This window comes from Neisseria sp. (assembly GCF_030530745.1).
GTDB lineage: Bacteria > Pseudomonadota > Gammaproteobacteria > Burkholderiales > Neisseriaceae > Neisseria.
Map to the genome: position 1 here is coordinate 12,406 of NZ_JAUMUI010000006.1, position 16,083 is coordinate 28,488.

At 55.4% G+C, this 16,083-nt stretch carries 18 protein-coding genes; 7 read left to right on the forward strand and 11 right to left on the reverse strand.

What is annotated here, in order from left to right:
- The first annotated feature begins 404 nt into the window (after window positions 1-404).
- The 3 genes from Q3970_RS03560 to Q3970_RS03570 all read left to right on the forward strand — a co-directional run bounded on the left by Q3970_RS03560 (window position 405) and on the right by Q3970_RS03570 (window position 2,380).
- A complete protein-coding gene (locus tag Q3970_RS03560) occupies window positions 405-1,262 on the forward strand; it encodes a folate-binding protein YgfZ (RefSeq protein WP_303099234.1) in 858 nt (285 codons plus the stop codon).
- Window positions 1,263-1,328: 66 nt separating this feature from the next.
- Window positions 1,329-1,814, forward strand: a complete 486-nt coding sequence (locus Q3970_RS03565) for a DUF4442 domain-containing protein (protein ID WP_303099235.1) — start codon at window positions 1,329-1,331, stop codon at window positions 1,812-1,814.
- Between the two features lie 71 nt (window positions 1,815-1,885).
- A complete protein-coding gene (locus Q3970_RS03570) occupies window positions 1,886-2,380 on the forward strand; it encodes a hypothetical protein (protein ID WP_303099236.1) in 495 nt (164 codons plus the stop codon).
- Window positions 2,381-2,529: 149 nt separating this feature from the next.
- Here the strand turns inward: Q3970_RS03570 and recX are convergent, their stop codons facing one another.
- From recX to Q3970_RS03585, 3 genes are all read right to left on the reverse strand, one after another.
- Window positions 2,530-2,988, reverse strand: a complete 459-nt coding sequence (gene recX / locus Q3970_RS03575) for a recombination regulator RecX (protein ID WP_303099237.1) — start codon at window positions 2,986-2,988, stop codon at window positions 2,530-2,532.
- 69 nt (window positions 2,989-3,057) lie between these two features.
- Window positions 3,058-3,768 (reverse strand): phosphoglycolate phosphatase, encoded by a 711-nt coding sequence (locus tag Q3970_RS03580; RefSeq protein ID WP_303099238.1) that lies wholly within the window; start codon window positions 3,766-3,768, stop codon window positions 3,058-3,060.
- A gap of 242 nt (window positions 3,769-4,010) precedes the next feature.
- Window positions 4,011-4,883, reverse strand: a complete 873-nt coding sequence (locus Q3970_RS03585; RefSeq protein WP_303099239.1) for a YicC/YloC family endoribonuclease — start codon at window positions 4,881-4,883, stop codon at window positions 4,011-4,013.
- A 101-nt stretch (window positions 4,884-4,984) separates the two neighbouring features.
- On the opposite strand from Q3970_RS03585, the gene rph reads away from it, so the two are divergent.
- The 3 genes from rph to Q3970_RS03600 all read left to right on the forward strand — a co-directional run bounded on the left by rph (window position 4,985) and on the right by Q3970_RS03600 (window position 7,484).
- Window positions 4,985-5,731 carry a ribonuclease PH gene (gene rph, locus Q3970_RS03590; RefSeq protein WP_303099240.1) on the forward strand — a complete coding sequence of 249 codons (747 nt, stop codon included), beginning with the start codon at window positions 4,985-4,987 and terminating at the stop codon, window positions 5,729-5,731.
- 75 nt (window positions 5,732-5,806) lie between these two features.
- Window positions 5,807-6,988 carry a bifunctional phosphopantothenoylcysteine decarboxylase/phosphopantothenate--cysteine ligase CoaBC gene (gene coaBC / locus Q3970_RS03595; RefSeq protein WP_303099241.1) on the forward strand — a complete coding sequence of 394 codons (1,182 nt, stop codon included), beginning with the start codon at window positions 5,807-5,809 and terminating at the stop codon, window positions 6,986-6,988.
- Between the two features lie 265 nt (window positions 6,989-7,253).
- Window positions 7,254-7,484 carry a hypothetical protein gene (locus tag Q3970_RS03600; RefSeq protein WP_303099242.1) on the forward strand — a complete coding sequence of 77 codons (231 nt, stop codon included), beginning with the start codon at window positions 7,254-7,256 and terminating at the stop codon, window positions 7,482-7,484.
- 276 nt (window positions 7,485-7,760) lie between these two features.
- On the opposite strand, the gene Q3970_RS03605 is transcribed toward Q3970_RS03600, so the two are convergent.
- The 8 genes from Q3970_RS03605 to iscR form a co-directional block, all read right to left on the reverse strand.
- The gene (locus Q3970_RS03605; RefSeq protein ID WP_303099243.1) at window positions 7,761-9,974 is read right to left on the reverse strand and encodes a bifunctional (p)ppGpp synthetase/guanosine-3',5'-bis(diphosphate) 3'-pyrophosphohydrolase; all 2,214 of its coding nucleotides are present in this window, start codon (window positions 9,972-9,974) and stop codon (window positions 7,761-7,763) included.
- Window positions 9,975-10,454: 480 nt separating this feature from the next.
- The gene (gene iscA, locus Q3970_RS03615) at window positions 10,455-10,775 is read right to left on the reverse strand and encodes an iron-sulfur cluster assembly protein IscA (protein ID WP_303099245.1); all 321 of its coding nucleotides are present in this window, start codon (window positions 10,773-10,775) and stop codon (window positions 10,455-10,457) included.
- 173 nt (window positions 10,776-10,948) lie between these two features.
- Window positions 10,949-11,191 (reverse strand): recombinase RecA, encoded by a 243-nt coding sequence (locus Q3970_RS03620; RefSeq protein ID WP_303099246.1) that lies wholly within the window; start codon window positions 11,189-11,191, stop codon window positions 10,949-10,951.
- Window positions 11,192-11,262: 71 nt separating this feature from the next.
- Window positions 11,263-11,646 (reverse strand): Fe-S cluster assembly scaffold IscU, encoded by a 384-nt coding sequence (gene iscU, locus Q3970_RS03625; protein WP_303099247.1) that lies wholly within the window; start codon window positions 11,644-11,646, stop codon window positions 11,263-11,265.
- 502 nt (window positions 11,647-12,148) lie between these two features.
- Window positions 12,149-12,547 (reverse strand): type II toxin-antitoxin system VapC family toxin, encoded by a 399-nt coding sequence (locus tag Q3970_RS03630; RefSeq protein ID WP_303099248.1) that lies wholly within the window; start codon window positions 12,545-12,547, stop codon window positions 12,149-12,151.
- A 2-nt stretch (window positions 12,548-12,549) separates the two neighbouring features.
- The gene (locus tag Q3970_RS03635) at window positions 12,550-12,795 is read right to left on the reverse strand and encodes an antitoxin (RefSeq protein ID WP_303099249.1); all 246 of its coding nucleotides are present in this window, start codon (window positions 12,793-12,795) and stop codon (window positions 12,550-12,552) included.
- A 213-nt stretch (window positions 12,796-13,008) separates the two neighbouring features.
- The gene (locus Q3970_RS03640) at window positions 13,009-14,223 is read right to left on the reverse strand and encodes an IscS subfamily cysteine desulfurase (protein ID WP_303099250.1); all 1,215 of its coding nucleotides are present in this window, start codon (window positions 14,221-14,223) and stop codon (window positions 13,009-13,011) included.
- A 28-nt stretch (window positions 14,224-14,251) separates the two neighbouring features.
- Window positions 14,252-14,701: a Fe-S cluster assembly transcriptional regulator IscR gene (iscR, locus tag Q3970_RS03645; RefSeq protein ID WP_303099251.1), complete on the reverse strand. Its 450-nt coding sequence runs from the start codon at window positions 14,699-14,701 to the stop codon at window positions 14,252-14,254.
- Window positions 14,702-14,905: 204 nt separating this feature from the next.
- Between iscR and Q3970_RS03650 the strand changes: the two genes are divergently transcribed.
- Window positions 14,906-16,075 carry an alpha-hydroxy acid oxidase gene (locus tag Q3970_RS03650; protein WP_303099252.1) on the forward strand — a complete coding sequence of 390 codons (1,170 nt, stop codon included), beginning with the start codon at window positions 14,906-14,908 and terminating at the stop codon, window positions 16,073-16,075.
- The last annotated feature ends 8 nt before the right edge of the window (window positions 16,076-16,083 follow it).

A 16,083-nucleotide genomic window follows, 5' to 3' on the forward strand; every position in this document is an offset into this window, starting at 1 on the left:
CTTTACGGTTTGCCCACAAAAGTTGTGGATAACTGTGTGGAAAGTTTGTGAAACCAGCGTGTTTTTCCCGAAAAATCGGGCTTCGGCAACGGTTGCACAAAAATTAAGCCATAATAAAAACATTATATTTATCAATATATTATAATAAAATTTAAGTTGTCAAGCTTGTCGGTAGAAACGGTCGTTTCCGTCGATGCGGCCGATGTGGATAAAGAAATCCGACAGGTTAACAAAACGGATAAAGTCAGTAAATCTTCATCTGACAAAGGCTTGCAGTATTTTTAACGGCACCGGCAGGCAAAGCATTTTTCTGCCCGCTGTGATAAAGCAGCCGCCCCCCCCCCCCTTTAAGCCGCAAAGCGCAGAGGTTAAAATGCAGGCTGCACACACAAAGGATTTCCGCCATGCAAACCCGCTTACCGTTTTTCAGCCTGATCCGCGTTACCGGCGACGACCGCGCCGCCTTTCTGCACGGTCAGCTTTCCAACGATATCAACAACCTGCAACCCGGAGCAGCCTGTTACGCCACCTATAACACCCCCAAAGGCCGCGTGATTGCCAATATGCTGGTGCTCAACCGTGGCGGCGATTTGCTGCTGGTGCTGGCCGCTGATTTGGCCGAAACCGTAACCAAACGCCTGCGTATGTTTGTTTTGCGCGCCAAAGCCGTGTTCGAGCCGCTGCCGGATTTTGCCGCCGCCTGCGAACTGCCGCCGCAAACCCCGCCGCAACCCGCCGAAAGTCCTTCCCTTCCATTTTCCGCAGAAGAAAACAACGGCGTGTGGACTATTATGCTGCCCCATCAAGGCCGTCTGAAAATCGGCGTGGCGGCAGATCTGCCCACATATGACGCCGCTGCTGAAAACGCCTGGAACCTGCACGAAATCGAAAGCGGTTATCCGTGGATCAGCGCCGCCACCAGCGAAAGCTGCGTCGCCCAAATGCTCAACCAGCACACCATCGGCGGCGTGCATTTCAAAAAAGGCTGCTACCCCGGACAGGAAATCATCGCCCGCGCCCAATACAGAGGCCAGGTCAAACGCGGTTTGGCCGTACTCGAAAGCCCCTCGCTCGAAGCCGCCGGCACGGCGGTGCACAGCGGCGGCGAAGAAGCCGGCATCATCATCAACAGTGCTTTAACCGGCAGCGGCAGCACCAATCTGGCCGTGATTAAATTTTCTGCCGCAGCAACCCCTTTGACCGATGCCGACGGCAACGCGCTGAAAACCGGCAAAGTATTTTTTAAAACCGGTAACGAATAAGGCTGGGCCTTTGCAAGCCGCCCGGGCCGTCTGAAAACCCGCAACCCGTTCCCCACCATGTTTCAAATGAGAATACGCACCGACAGTGCCCGCTGGACGCGCCTGATGCTGAACTTCTGGCCGCCGCTTTTTTTCAGCGGCATCCGCATCACCGAGCTTTCCGACGATTTCCGCTATATGAAGGCCACTCTGAAAGACTGGCCGGGCACCCGCAACGTACACGGCGCGCAGTTCGGCGGCAGCCTGTTCGCCCTAACCGACGCATCCTACTCGGCCATGCTCAACGGCATGATAGGCAAACGGTATTATGTGTGGGACAAATCCGCCCATATCGACTTTATCAAACCCGGCCGCGGCGCCGTGTTCATCGAATGCCGTATCACCGACGAAATGCTGCACGATATTTACGAGAACACCAAAAACGGCGAAAAATACCTGCCCGAAATCCCCGTGCGCGTGTTCGACAAAAACGGCGAAACCGTTGCCGTCGCCAAACGCACGCTTTATATCCGTTTGAAGCCCACGTTCAGGCCGAAAAAAGAAGCTGCCTGATCAGTTAAAACGACAGCATCGATACCGATATTTAAAATATTTTAAACTGCACTTTTTATCCGTTTTGAAATATGAACCGTTTACTGACACCGTTGCCGGTATGGCTGATATTGGCCGATATGGCATACACTTTTGCCGTCGGCATCCTGCAGAGTTTCAATCTGATTCAAACCCGTTTGCCGAAAGGCGGGCTGCCCGTTTCTCCCGATATTGCTTTCAGCGGCTTCCAGGTGGCGGTAAACGGCGGTATGGCGGTGATTATCGGCTTTGGTTTGTGGACTTTGCTGAAACTCAACCGCAGTGTGATGCAGCGGCAGATTCTGCCTATCGGCGTTTTCCGCACACTCGGCCTGGTGGCCGTGCTCGCTTTCAGCATACCGTCCCTTTGGCAGTGGGCGTGGGCTTTAATCAAGTTGGCAGGCGGCAGTGAAACCGTCGCTTCCGACTCCCCCCGATACCTGGTTATTGCCGTCTGCCAGCCCCTCGTTGCCTGCCTGTGCCTGTACCGTCTGACCGGTTGGTACCGGCTGCATAAACATGCTGTCCCGGAAGCACTTCACGAATGAGTATGGCGGAAAGGCCCGACTGTGCTGCGGCACCTGCCTGTTTTTCTGTGCTGTTTGCGGCAGGCCGTTCTGTATAACGGGGCTTCGGTTGTACGTTTCAACTGACTGAAAGGCGGGCCGGGTTGCGGATATATTCTGAAAGTCTGAGGTTATTCTTGTTCTTCATCATCGTTCCAGCTGTTTTTTAAAGCGGTTTGAATGATGTCCGTATCAAAACCCCGATAGGCGAGAAAGCGCGCCTGCTTTTGTTTTTCTTTCAAATCGGCGGCGGGGGCTTTGAACTTTTTGCGCAGCACGGCCACGGCGGTTTGCAGTTCGCTGTCGCGGTCGGGCAGGAAACTGCGCGCGGTGTCTTCGCTCACGCCTTTGGCCTGCAAAGCCTGTTGCAGGCGCAGGCGGCCGTGTTGGCGGCTTTTGCTGTGCACGTAGGTTTCGGCGAAACGCTCGTCGGACTGCCAGCGGCGTTCGGCCAGTTCGTTTAAAAGCAGCTCGAGTTCTTCTTCGCTTTCGGCGTGCGGGGTGAGCTTGCGTTTGAGTTCGGCGCGGCTGGTTTCTTGGCGGGAAAGAATGTCGAGGGCGCGGGCGCGCAGGGATTTTTGCGGTTTCATTGCGGGCTGGAAAAGGGTTTTTCAGGAATGTTTGAGGCCGTCTGAAAAGGATTTCAGACGGCCTCAACGTTATTCGTCCTGCACTTTTTGCGGTTGCAGGTTTTCGTAGATTTCGGGCAGCGAGCCGATCAGCCAGTCGGGTTTGGTGGCAGGCTCTTGCGAGAGCAGGGTCATGTCGCCGTAGCCGAAGGTTACGCCCACGCTCAGGCAGCCCGCGGCTTTGGCGGCGAGGATGTCGTTGGCGGAGTCGCCCACCATCAGCATATCGGCGGGGGCGATGCCGAGCACTTCGGCGGCGTGCAGCAGCGGCAGCGGGCTGGGTTTTTTCTCGGGCAGGCTGTCGCCGCCGAGTATCAGGCTGAAATAGTCGGCCAAGTGCAGCTGTTTGAGCAGCTCGGCGGCCAGCACTTCGTTTTTGTTGGTAATCACCACCAGCGGAATGCCCAGCGATTTGAGCAGGCCCAAGCCGGCTTCGGTTTCGGGATAGGGGTGGGTGAACACGCTCAGGTGTTCGCGGTAGTAGCGGATGAAAAAGGTAAACGCCTGCTCCCAGCGGTTTTGGTCTACTTGGCCGTCGCGGCTGTCGGTGAGCACGCGGTGGACGAGGTTGGCCAGCCCGTCGCCGACGTAGCTTTCCACGGTGTGTTCGGGCAGCGGCGGCAACCCCATGTGTTCGCGGGTGGCGTTGGCGGCGGCGGCGAGGTCTTGCACGGAATCGCAGAGCGTGCCGTCCAAATCAAAGGCAACGGCTTGAACGTGTTCGATGGCGGGTGCGGTCATGGCGGTTTGCGGTGAAGTGGAAAAGGGAATGGAATTGTAGCACAGGGCGGGTAGGGCGGAACGGCTGCGGGCGGGGTTGTTTTTGAAAGGCGGCAGGCCGTCTGAAAATGATTTTCAGACGGCCTGCATGGGTTTGCAGAATCTCTGGTTTTATGTGGAAAACACAGCAGTCATACCCGGGTCAAGTCCGGGTATGACGGCAAATAAATATGATAAAAATACAATAAATCAGGGACAAGCGTTTATTCGATATTCTGCACCTGTTCGCGCATCTGCTCGATAAGCACTTTCAATTCCACCGATGCCTGCGTGCATTCGGCGGCGATGGCCTTGCTGCCCAGCGTGTTGGCTTCGCGGTTGAGTTCCTGCATCAGAAAATCCAAACGTTTGCCCACGCTGCCTTTGGCGGTGGTAACGATGCGGCGCACTTCGCCGATGTGGGTGCGCAGGCGGCTGAATTCTTCGTCGACGTCGGACTTCTGCATAAACAGGGTGAATTCCTGTTGCAGGCGGTCGTTGTCGATGGTTGCCACCGCCTCTTTCAGACGGCCCCTCACTTTTTCCATATGCGCTTCGAGCAGGCCGGGGAAAATGCCGCTTAAGTTGTTGATGATGTTTTCCATTTCGTCTAAGCGGCCCAGCAGGTGCTGCGCCAGTTTTCCGCCTTCGCGCGCCCGGGCGGCGGCAAAATCGGTTAAGGCTTGGTTTAACAGTTGCTGCACGGTTTGGGCGAAGGCTTCTTCGTCTTCGTTTTGGCTGGCGAGCACGCCAGGAAACTTCAAAATATCGGCCACGGTGAGCTTGCCCAAGCCTTCGTGTTTTTTGCGCCATTTTTTGTTGATCTCGGCCAGTTGCGCCACCAAATCCTGATTCACGCTCAGGCTTTGCGCGCCTGATGCGATGTCTTGAATCTGGATGCGGCACTCGAGCTTGCCCCGGGCGGCGCACTTGGCGATGCTTTCGCGCAGGCTGCTTTCGAGATGGCGCAAATCGTCTGGCATACGGAACTGCACGTCGAGATAGCGGTGGTTGACGGCGCGCACTTCCAAGTTGATGCGTTTGGCGCCGCATTCGCCTGCGGCGTTGGCAAAGCCGGTCATGCTGTGGATGGTCATGGTGTTTTACTCCGTGTGGTGTTTGCGGGTGAAATCGGCCGAAATATACCATATCTGCGCATGTTATAATCCGCGCGTATCGAATTTGAGGAATAAAACCGATGACTGCCTACACCCGCACTTCGCGCGCTGCCGACGCTTTGCGCGAAATCCGCATCACCCCCGGTTTTCTGCCCCATGCCGACGGCTCGGTGTTAATTGAATGCGGCAACACCAAAGTAATCTGCACTGCATCGGTTGACGAAAACGTGCCGCCGTTTCTGCGCGGTAAAGGGCAGGGCTGGGTAACGGCGGAATACGGCATGCTGCCCGCATCCACCGCTTCGCGTATGCGCCGCGAGGCTGCGGCGGGCAAACAGAGCGGGCGCACGCAGGAAATCCAGCGCCTGATCGGCCGCTCGCTGCGTGCGGTGGTGGATTTGGAAAGCTTGGGCGAGCGGCAGATTTTAATCGACTGCGACGTTATCCAAGCCGACGGCGGCACGCGCACCGCCGGCATCACGGGCGCATTTGTGGCTTTGCAGATGGCGGTGGATAAATTATTGGCGGCGGGTATGCTGCTGCACAACCCCGTGCGCGAAGCCGTGGCGGCGGTGTCGGCCGGCGTGGTCGGCGGCGTGCCGCTGCTGGATTTGGACTACCCCGAAGATTCCGGCTGCGAGAGCGATGTCAATATGGTGATGACCGCCTCGGGCAAAATCATCGAAATACAGGGCACGGCGGAAGGTGCGCCGTTCAGTGTGGCGGAACTGGGCGAGTTGATCAGATTGGGGCAGAAAGGCGTGGCCGAGCTGGTGCGGTACCAGCAGCAGGCTTTAGCGTCGATTACAGCCGTTTCCAACCGATAAGGCCGTCTGAAAAAGCGCAGGCCGTGTTTTTAGACGGCCAAAGGTTCCGGCTTTCACACCCAAACAAAATTGATTATGAGCAAACACATCCTACTCGGCATCAGCGGCGGCATTGCCGCCTATAAATCCTGCGAACTCGTGCGCCTCTTGAAAAAGCAGGGCCACAGCGTAACCGTGGCGATGAGCCGCGCCGCCACCGAATTCGTTTCGCCGCTCACCTTTCAAGCCTTAAGCGGCAACCCCGTGCTGGCCGAAACACACAGCGGCGGGACCGGTGGCAACGGTATGGCGCACATCAACCTCACCCGCGAAGCCAATGTGTTTCTGATTGCCCCCGCAAGTGCCAATACCATCGCCAAAATCGCGTACGGCATCGCCGACAACCTGCTCACTAATCTGGCCGCCGCGCGCAAATGCCCGCTGGCCGTGGCACCCGCAATGAATGTGGAAATGTGGTTCAACCCCGCCAACCAACGCAATATCGCACAGCTGCTTGCAGACGGCATCACCGTGTTCCAGCCCGCCGAAGGCGAGCAGGCCTGCGGCGAAACCGGCGTAGGCCGTATGCCCGAAGCCGCCGAGCTGGCCGACCTGCTGCCCGATATGTGGGCCGGCAAATTATTGCAGGGCAAAAAAGTGCTGATAACGGCAGGCGCAACGTTTGAAGCCATCGACCCCGTGCGCGGCATCACCAATATTTCCAGCGGCCGAATGGGCATGGCGCTCGCCCGATCCTGCCGCGCCGCCGGAGCGGAAGTGTCGCTGGTTTACGGCCAGATTCAAACAGGCATACCCGCCGGTTTGGCTCACACCGAGCAGGCCGTGAGCGCCGAAGCCATGTACCGCGCGGTGATGAACCGCATCGGCGGGCAAGACGTTTTCATTTCGGTGGCCGCCGTGGCCGACTACAAAGTGAAAAACAGCAGCGCGCAAAAGCTGAAGAAAAACCCCGCCGGCGCACCGCCCGTTATCGAACTGGCCGAAAACCCCGACATTCTCGCCGCCGTGGCCAAACTGGCCGATGCGCCTTTTTGCGTAGGCTTTGCCGCCGAAAGTGAAAACGTGCTCGAATACGCCCGCGCCAAGCGCCTGAAGAAAGGCATTCCCATGCTGGTAGCCAATGACGTGGCCGCCGCGATGGGCAAAGCCGTCAACCGCATCACCATTATCGACGGATACGGTGAAACCGCGTTTCCCGAAACCGACAAAAACCGGGCCGCCACTGAGATTGTGAAACACTTGGCACAGCGGCTTTAGGTTGGCAAAAGGCCGTCTGAAAACGGTATTTTATCGGCTGTGTTTTGATACCCGTCAATCCACTATCAAAACACAGCCTTTTTATATGTCCGGAGGGTTTTTACGATACTTATATCATTAAAAACCCTTAACCGGATTTAAATCGGAAAGCGGCTTCTTAAAAAAATGAAAATTCAAGAAACTTCTTAAAAACGAGGTTGTCGGAAAAGAACCATGTGAAGTTTATGTGGTTATTTATCAATCTGTTTTATAAAGGAGTGTGATTATGCAAACTTTGGCAACACATGAGCTGCAGTATGTTTCCGGAGCAAGTCAGCCTGGCTGGGGTGTGACAATCGGCAGTATAGTAGGGGGATTTACCCGTTCTCCGTGGGGTGTTGCGGCCGGAGCGGCCATCGGGCATGGAATTGAAACAACTGATTGGGATGCTGTGGCTCGAAATCGTATTAATTCGGTAGCCAAGGATATTAAAAACGGTAATATTCCTGCCGATTAACCTTGAGAATCAAGTGCCATGAAACTGACGGCTTTCATCATAACGGGCGCTTTGGCGGGTATGTCTGTATATTTCGTCATAAACAGGCTGACCGACTGGCCTGATCCTGTTTATGTCGCCCTATGCATTTCTTTGGCATTTGCAGGGTCTTATATTGCCCGGAAAATATATTTTTCTTCAAGAAAAAAATGTTGATTCCGGTTGTTTTTACCCAGGCCGTCTGAATGCGTTCAGACGGCTTTGGGGCTGCCGACAATTGACCCCAAACCCCCAAGATTACAGCCGCGTAACGCTCAACACGCCTTTTACCTCGGCCAGGCTGGCCAGCACGCGCGGCAGGTCGCCTACTTGGCGCACTTCCAGCGTGAAACGCATACTCGCTTCCAAATCGCGGCTTTGGGTTTGCACGGCGGTAACGTTGAGTTTGTGGCGGGCGAGTGTGTCGGAAACGTCGCGCAGCAGGCCGCTGCGGTCTTGGGCGCGGATTTCCACGTCCACGGCGAAAACCTGCCCTTCCTGCGCCTGCGCCCAAGCGGCGGTGAGCACTTTGTCGGGCGACTGTTCGGCCAGATGCTTGAATGAAGGGCAGTTGCTGCGGTGCACCGAAATGCCCCGTTCGCGGGTAACGAAGCCGACGATGTTATCGGGCGGGGCGGGCTTGCAGCATTTGGCCAGCGTGGTCATCAGGCCGTCTTCGCCGTCGATCAGCACGCCGTTTTTGCCGCCTTTTTTGATTTTAGACTGTTTGACGATAGTGGTTTCGTTTAGCGGCGGCGGGGGCGGCTCGACCAGTGTGCCACAGGCTTTCTGAATGGCGCGCGGCGACACTTCGCCTTGGCCGACGGCGGTGTAGAGGTCGTCGGTTTTATTAAAGCCAAGTTTTTCGGCCAAGTCTTGCAGATTGGGTTTGGGTGATACTTTAACCAGTTGTTTTTCAAGCTGGTTGCGGCCGTTTTCGCGCACGGTGTCGGCATTTTGCTGGCGGATGAAGGCGCGGATTTTGCTGATGGCCCTGTTGGATTTCACCCAGCCTTCGTGAAGCCAGTTTACCGAAGGCGAGCCTTCTTTGGCGGTGATGATTTCTACGCGCTGGCCGTTTTCGAGCGGGGTGGAAAGCGGCACGATCTGGCCGTCGACTTTGGCGCCGCGGCAGCGGTCGCCGACACTGCTGTGCAGGGCGTAGGCGAAGTCGATGGGGGTGGAGCCGGCGGGCAGCGACAACACTTTACCGTGAGGCGTGAGTACGTAGATGGTGTCGTTGAAAAGTTCGGTGCGGAAGGCACCGGCCAAATCTTCGCGGCCGTTGTCGGCCATGTTTTCGCGCCATTCGAGCAGTTGGCGCAGCCAGGCGATTTTCTGCTCGTAGGCGCTGTCGCCCCTGCCGCCTTCTTTATAGCGCCAGTGGGCGGCCACGCCGAATTCGTTGAACCGGTGCATATCGAAGGTGCGGATTTGCACTTCCACGCCTTTGTCTTCGGGGCCTACCACCACCGTGTGCAGGCTTTTGTAGCCGTTGCCTTTGGGCTGGGCGATATAGTCGTCGAACTCGCCCGGTACGGGCCGCCACAAGCTGTGGACGATGCCGAGCGTGGTGTAGCATTCCGGCACGGTTTCTACAAGGATGCGCACCGCGCGGATGTCGTACAAACCCTCAAAGCCGACCTTTTTCTTCACCATTTTTTTATAAATGGAATAAATATGCTTGGGGCGGCCGGCCACATCGTAACGGATGCCGTATTTGTCTAACTCGGTGCGAAGGCTGCTCAGAAAGCTGTTGATGTATTCGATCCGTTCTGTGCGCTTTTCGTCGAGCAGGCGGGCGATTTCTTTGTATTTTTCGGGATTTTGGTGGCGGAAGCCCAAATCTTCAAGTTGCCATTTGAGCTGCCACACGCCCAGGCGGTTGGCGAGCGGGGCGAAAATATCCAGCGTTTCTTTGGCCAGTGCTCGTTTGTCTCCGCTGTCGGGCAGCGTGCCGATAAACTGCATGGTGCGGGTGCGCAGCGCAAGCTTGATGAGTACCACGCGGATATCTCCCACCATCGCCAGCAGCATTTTGCGCATGGTTTCGGCCTGCTGGGCGCGCTCTTCCGGCGTAGCGAGGCTGTCGACGCGGGCGAAGTGGGTGAGTTTCTGAACTTCGTCGATGCCTTTCACCAAACTGCATACGTTTGCGCCGCATTTTTCGGTAACCGTTTCCTGCCAGTTGGCGGCAAACGAAGAAATATCGGTGAGTATGGTGGCGGCCACCGCTTCGGGCAGCAAATCCATACCGGCCACCATCTGCGCCGCGCCCAGCACGTTGCTTAACAGCGGTTCGCCGTTGGGGGTGAGGGCATCGACGGGGTAATGCGCTTCGGCCAGTTTGCGGGCGTTGAGCAGGATTTGGGCATCGTTGTCGTTCAGTTTGGCGGTGTAGCCGACTAGCCATTGGTGGTAATTATCGAGATTGGGCGCGATGCTGCTGGGCGTCTGCTTGACGTAGTTCATAGAATTCCCCGATAAGGCTGATATGGTGTGGCTATTGTATAGCATGGCCGGCGGGTTTTGAACCGATACCGCCGTGCGCCCTGATGATGAAAGCGGATAAGAACAACAGGCCGTTTGAGAAAGATTCTTAACGAGACTTTTGCAAAATCCCCGTCTGCGGCGCATTTCTGCGTTGTGCGCTGCTCGCCCGCCCAGCCTTGTATTTGATATGTCTGCGCCCGCTGCGCTGCTACGCCTTGAACTGCATCCGTATCCGGGGGGGGGCAAAGGTTTCTTAACTTGTCCAAGTATTGGGGAACAGTTTATTTTTTCAGACGGCCTTTAGGTATTTTGCAAAGGTCTCGGCTTATTGAAAGGCGGGGTAGGGCGTTATAGTGAAACTGATCAAGTTTTTCATAACCGTTGCGTCATACTCGGGACAAGCCGGATTATGGCGCATGTGTTTTTTCTTGTGTTGGCTCACTATACATTGCTTGCCTGCTAAACATGGAAGCTTTCGCCGCAGCCGCATTCGTCTTTTACGTTGGGGTTTTGGAACTTAAAACCTTCCTGCAAGCCTTCTTTGGTGTAGTCAAGCTCGGTGCCGTCGAGGTAAACGTGGCTTTTGGGGTCGACGAACACTTTCACACCGAAGCCTTCAAATACCAAATCTTCGGGCTGCACGTCATCGACAAATTCCAAAGTATAGGCCATGCCGGAGCAGCCGCTGGTTTTCACGCCCAAGCGGATGCCTTCGCCTTTGCCGCGTTTGGCGAGGAAGGTTTGGATATGGTCGGCGGCTTTTTCGGTTAGGGTAATCATTGTCTTAATCCTTGTGATGCCAAAATATGCAGACCGTGAGTCGGCCGGGCAAGGGTTTAAACGGGCGGGTAGGCAGTCAATCAACTTTAAGAAAAATCAGATTGCGTTATACTCGGACCCGCTCCGGGTATGACGGCACGGTTGCCAAATTAAGTGGAACCGTATTGCCCGCCTCAGACTTGGGTTTGCCGTTTCGCCCAAGCAACCGCCGCCGCAACGGCGGCTTTGGCCTGCGGGCTGTTTTTCCAGCAGCTCGATCCGGTCAGAGCTGCACCCTGCTGCAATATGTCTTCAGGGTCGGCGGCGGCAAGGGCGGACACATCGTCCAAGCCCATTTGCTGCAAACGCTGCAACACGGTTTTGCCTATGCCTTTTTCGGCCAATAGGGATTGGGTTTCTGCTTCGGTAAAGGGCACGGTGCTTCCTTTCTGAAATCTGCTTTCAGACGGCCTTGCATGTTTTAAACCGTTGCAGGCCGTCTGAACGGTTAAACGCCTTTTTTCTTTTTGTAGTCGGAAACGGCGGCTTTAATCGCGTCTTCGGCCAGAATCGAGCAGTGCACTTTCACGGGCGGCAGTTCCAGCTCTTCGGCAATGGCGCTGTTTTTGATGGCCAGCGCTTCGTCAAGGCTTTTGCCTTTCACCCATTCGGTAATCAGGCTGGACGAGGCGATGGCCGAGCCGCAGCCGTAGGTTTTGAACTTTGCGTCTTCAATCACGCCTTGTTCGTTAACTTTGATTTGCAGCTTCATCACGTCGCCGCAGGCGGGCGCGCCGACCATGCCGGTGCCGACCGATTCGTCGTTTTTGTCGAACGAGCCGACGTTGCGGGGGTTTTCGTAGTGATCGATCACTTTGTCGCTGTATGCCATGATGTGGTTCCTTGTGCGGATTTATCGGTTAATCGGTTTCTTTTGTTTCATTTAAGGCCGTCTGAAAGGAATTCAAGACGGGTTGGGGGTAACTATTTGCTAGGTTGGGTTGTTAAACCCGACTTTGCAAAAAGCTTTTTATGGATTTGTCGGGTTTGCAACCCAACCCACGCTTGCTAGGGTCTGTCGACATTCAACGCAACGGCGGTATTTTTGGCCAAAATCCCCCGTCTGCGGCGTTAAAAATGCCCGCAGGTGTCCAACCTTGCTGCGCTTTTTGCCTTGCATACGCGGTTTTTGCCTCAAAAAACCGCTTCGTCGGTTAAATGTCGACAGCCCCTAGGGTCTGTTGACAATTAACGCAACGGCGGTGTTTTTGGTCAAAAATCCCCGTCTGCGGCGTTAAAAATGCCCGCAGGTGTCCAACCTTGCTGCGCTTTTTGCCTTGCATACGCGGTTTTTGCCTCAAAAAACCGCTTCGCCGGTCAATTGTCAACAGACCCTAGGGCTTTGTCCAGTCTTCTACATTTAAACCGGCGATTTGCCGGAAAGCGGCATCATTGCTGACCAATACCGCGCCGACAGCCGATGCGTGTGCGGCAATCATCATATCCAGTGGGGCGAGGCTTTTGCCTGCCTGCTCGGCTTGTGCTTTAAAACTTCCGTAACGGCTGCCTGCCTGTTCGTCGAACGGCAGTACAGCCACGCGCAGCAAAAATTCATGCACGGCGCGGTGCAGTTTGACCGCATCGGGTTTCTTGGCCAAGCCGTACACCAACTCGGCGTGGGTAACCGCCGAGATATGCAGATCAGCCATCGGCACGCTTTGCAGTTTTGCCATCACATTGGGCTGCCGGCGCAGAATATGGCTGACCATATTGGTATCCAAAAGGTAAATCACGGTTACTCCTGCCAGTCTGCAAACGGGTCGCGCTGCTGCGCGGCGGTATCGCGCTCGATGACGTCGTGTTCGGACAGTTCTGCGGCGGCGGCGATAAAGCCCTGCCAATCGCTCGGGCGTTGCGACAAAATCACATCTCCCGTGGCTTCGTCGCGGCGGATATAAACTTCATCGCCCGAAAAGCGGAACGCCGCAGGCAGCCGCACGGCTTGGCTGCGGCCGTTTTGAAAGAGTTTGGCGGTTTGCATGGTGCGCTCCTTTTTAAGGTTTTGTCGGATTAAAGTCTAACAAGTCAAACAGTAGTTATCAAGATATATATCACTTAGAGGGTGTTTTTCCGTAGGTCGGGCATAAATGCCCGACTTACTGTTCAAATTTGTTTATTCAGGCCGTCTGAAAAATATGTTTCAGTCAGATTCAAGAATATGACCTGCCTTTTCAGACGGCCTCACGCACCAATTTTAATGTTCCGCCCATTCCACGGTATTCAAATCAATCCCTTCTTTAAACATCTCCCATAAGGGCGAGAGTTCGCGCAGTTTGCCGATTTTCGATTTGATCAGTTCGGCGGCAAATTTCACTTCTTCTTCGGTGGTCATGCGGCCGAAGGTGATGCGCAGGGAAGAGTGGGCGAGTTCGTCGTTGCGGCCGAGGGCACGCAAAACGTAGCTGGGTTCCAACGAAGCGGAGGTGCAGGCGGAGCCGCTGGATACGGCCAGCTCTTTCACGGCCATAATCAGGCTTTCGCCTTCGACGAAGTTGAAGCTCACGTTGAGGTTGGTGGGCACGCGGCTTTCCAAATCGCCGTTGATATATACTTCTTCGATGCCTTCGATGCCTTTCAGGAACAGTTCGCGCAGTTTGAGGGCGTGGGCGCGGTCTTGTTCCAATTCTTCGCGGGCGAGGCGGAAGGCTTCGCCCATGCCGACAATCTGGTGGGTGGGCAGGGTGCCCGAGCGGAAGCCGCGCTCGTGGCCGCCGCCGTGCATTTGCGCCTCGAGGCGCACGCGCGGTTTGCGGCGCACATACAGGGCACCGATGCCTTTGGGGCCGTAAATCTTGTGGGCGGAAAGGCTGAGCAGGTCGATTTTGGCGGCTTCCACGTCAATCGGGGTTTTGCCGGCGGCCTGGGCGGCGTCGACATGGAAGATGATTTTGTTTTCGCGGCAGATTTCACCGATAGCGGGAATATCCTGAATCACGCCGATTTCGTTGTTGACCCACATCACGGAAATCAGAATGGTGTCGTCGCGGATGGCGGCTTTGAGTTCGTTTAAATCAATCAGGCCGTTTTCCCGCACGCCCAGATAGGTTACTTCAAAGCCCTGGCGTTCGAGTTCGCGCATGGTGTCGAGCACGGCTTTGTGTTCGGTTTTCACGGTGATGAGGTGTTTGCCCTTGGTTTTGTAGAACTGCGCCGCACCTTTGATGGCGAGGTTGTTGGATTCGGTGGCGCCGCTGGTAAACACGATTTCTTTGGCGTCGGCGTTAAGCAGTTTGGCGATTTCGGCACGGGCGTTTTCTACGGCTTCTTCGGCCGTCCAGCCGAAGCTGTGGCTGCTGGAGGCGGGGTTGCCGAACTGTTCGGTTAAATAAGGAATCATTTTGGCGGCCACGCGCGGATCAACGGGGGTGGTGGCGGCATAGTCGAGGTAAATCGGGGTTTTAACGGTCATGGTTGTGTTCTTTCTTGATTATGGTTTTTTAATGGATGTGGGTATGGGTAAAGTCTACTACTTGGGTGTTGCCGGTGTTTTTTTGGTCGATAATGTGTTGCAGGGTAACGCTGCTGAGGTAGTTGTGGATGGTTTTGTTTAAGTTTTCCCACAGCTCGTGGGTGAGGCAGGGCGAGCCTTTGCGGCAGTCGGCCTTGCTGCTGCATTGGGTGGCATCCAAGCGGTCTTCGGCGGCGGCGATGATTTGGGCGATGTTAATTTCGGTTGCGGGGGAGGCGAGAACATAGCCGCCGCCGGGGCCGCGCAGGCTTTCCACCAGCTCGGCGCGGCGCAGCTTGCTGAAAAGTTGTTCTAAATAGGAAAGGGAAATATGCTGCCGCTCGCTGATGGCGCTGAGCTTCACGGCGCCGTTTTGGGCGTTGAGCGCCAAATCTATCATGGCGGTAACGGCAAACCGCCCTTTTGTGGTGAGTCGCATGGCAGTTGTTGGTGTTGTGGTGGTTGTGTTTGGCGGATTGTCTAATATCTGAGTGTTTTAGTCAAGTATATGTTTTCAGACGGCCCCGGGTGTTTGATATATCCGGCAGCTTGGTGTAAATTGATAAAGGTTCTCAAATAGTCTGTTTGATGATGGTTTTGAAAAGTATAAATAAATTAATTGGTTACCAAAGTGGAGTGAACTATGAACCGTGATTTGAGTAAGATGACCTGCATCGAAGACCTGCGCCGCGTTGCCAAGCGCAAGGTGCCGAAAATGTTTTACGACTATGCCGATTCGGGTTCGTGGTCGGAAACCACTTACCGCGAAAACACTTCGGATTTTAAAAACATCAAGTTCCGCCAGCGCGTGCTGGTGGATATGGAAGGCCGCAGCCTGGCTACCAAGATGATCGGGCAGGATGTGAAAATGCCGGTGGCCATCGCGCCGACGGGCTTTACCGGCATGCAGCATGCCGACGGCGAAATTTTAGCCGCCCGCGCCGCCGAAAAATTCGGCATACCGTTTTCGCTTTCCACCATGTCGATTTGTTCGATTGAAGATGTGGCCGAAAACACCGGTGCGCCGTTTTGGTTTCAGCTTTATGTGATGCGCGACCGCGAGTTTATGGAAAACCTGATTAAGCGCGCGCAGGCGGCGAATTGTTCGGCGCTGATTCTCACCGCCGATTTGCAGGTGCTCGGCCAGCGCCACAAAGACATCAAAAACGGCCTTTCCGCGCCGCCGAAACCCACGCTCGCCAACTTAATCAATCTGGCTGCCAAGCCCGAATGGTGCCTGAAAATGCTCAACACCGAGCGGCGCACGTTCCGCAACATCGTCGGCCATGCCAAAAACGTGGGCGATTTGTCGTCGCTTTCTTCGTGGACTTCCGAACAGTTCGACCCGCGCTTAAGCTGGGACGACGTTGCCCGCATCAAAGATTTGTGGGGCGGCAAGCTGATTATCAAAGGTATTATGGAGCCGGAAGACGCCGAGCTGGCCGTGAAGAGCGGGGCGGATGCCATCGTGGTTTCCAACCACGGCGGCCGCCAGCTCGACGACACCGTTTCCACCATCAAAGCCCTGCCTGATATTGTGGGCGCGGTGGGCAGCAACATCGAAGTGTGGCTCGACAGCGGCATCCGCAGCGGGCAGGATATCCTCAAAGCATGGGCGCTCGGCGCGCGCGGCACCATGATAGGGCGGGCCTTCCTTTACGGCTTGGGCGCATACGGCGAAGAGGGCGTAACCCGCGCGCTGGAAATTTTATATAAAGAAATGGATATTTCGATGGCGTTTACCGGCCACCGCGATATTCATCATGTAAACAAAGATATTCTGGTAAAAGGCACTTATCCCGAAGCGGATTGAGTATTGAG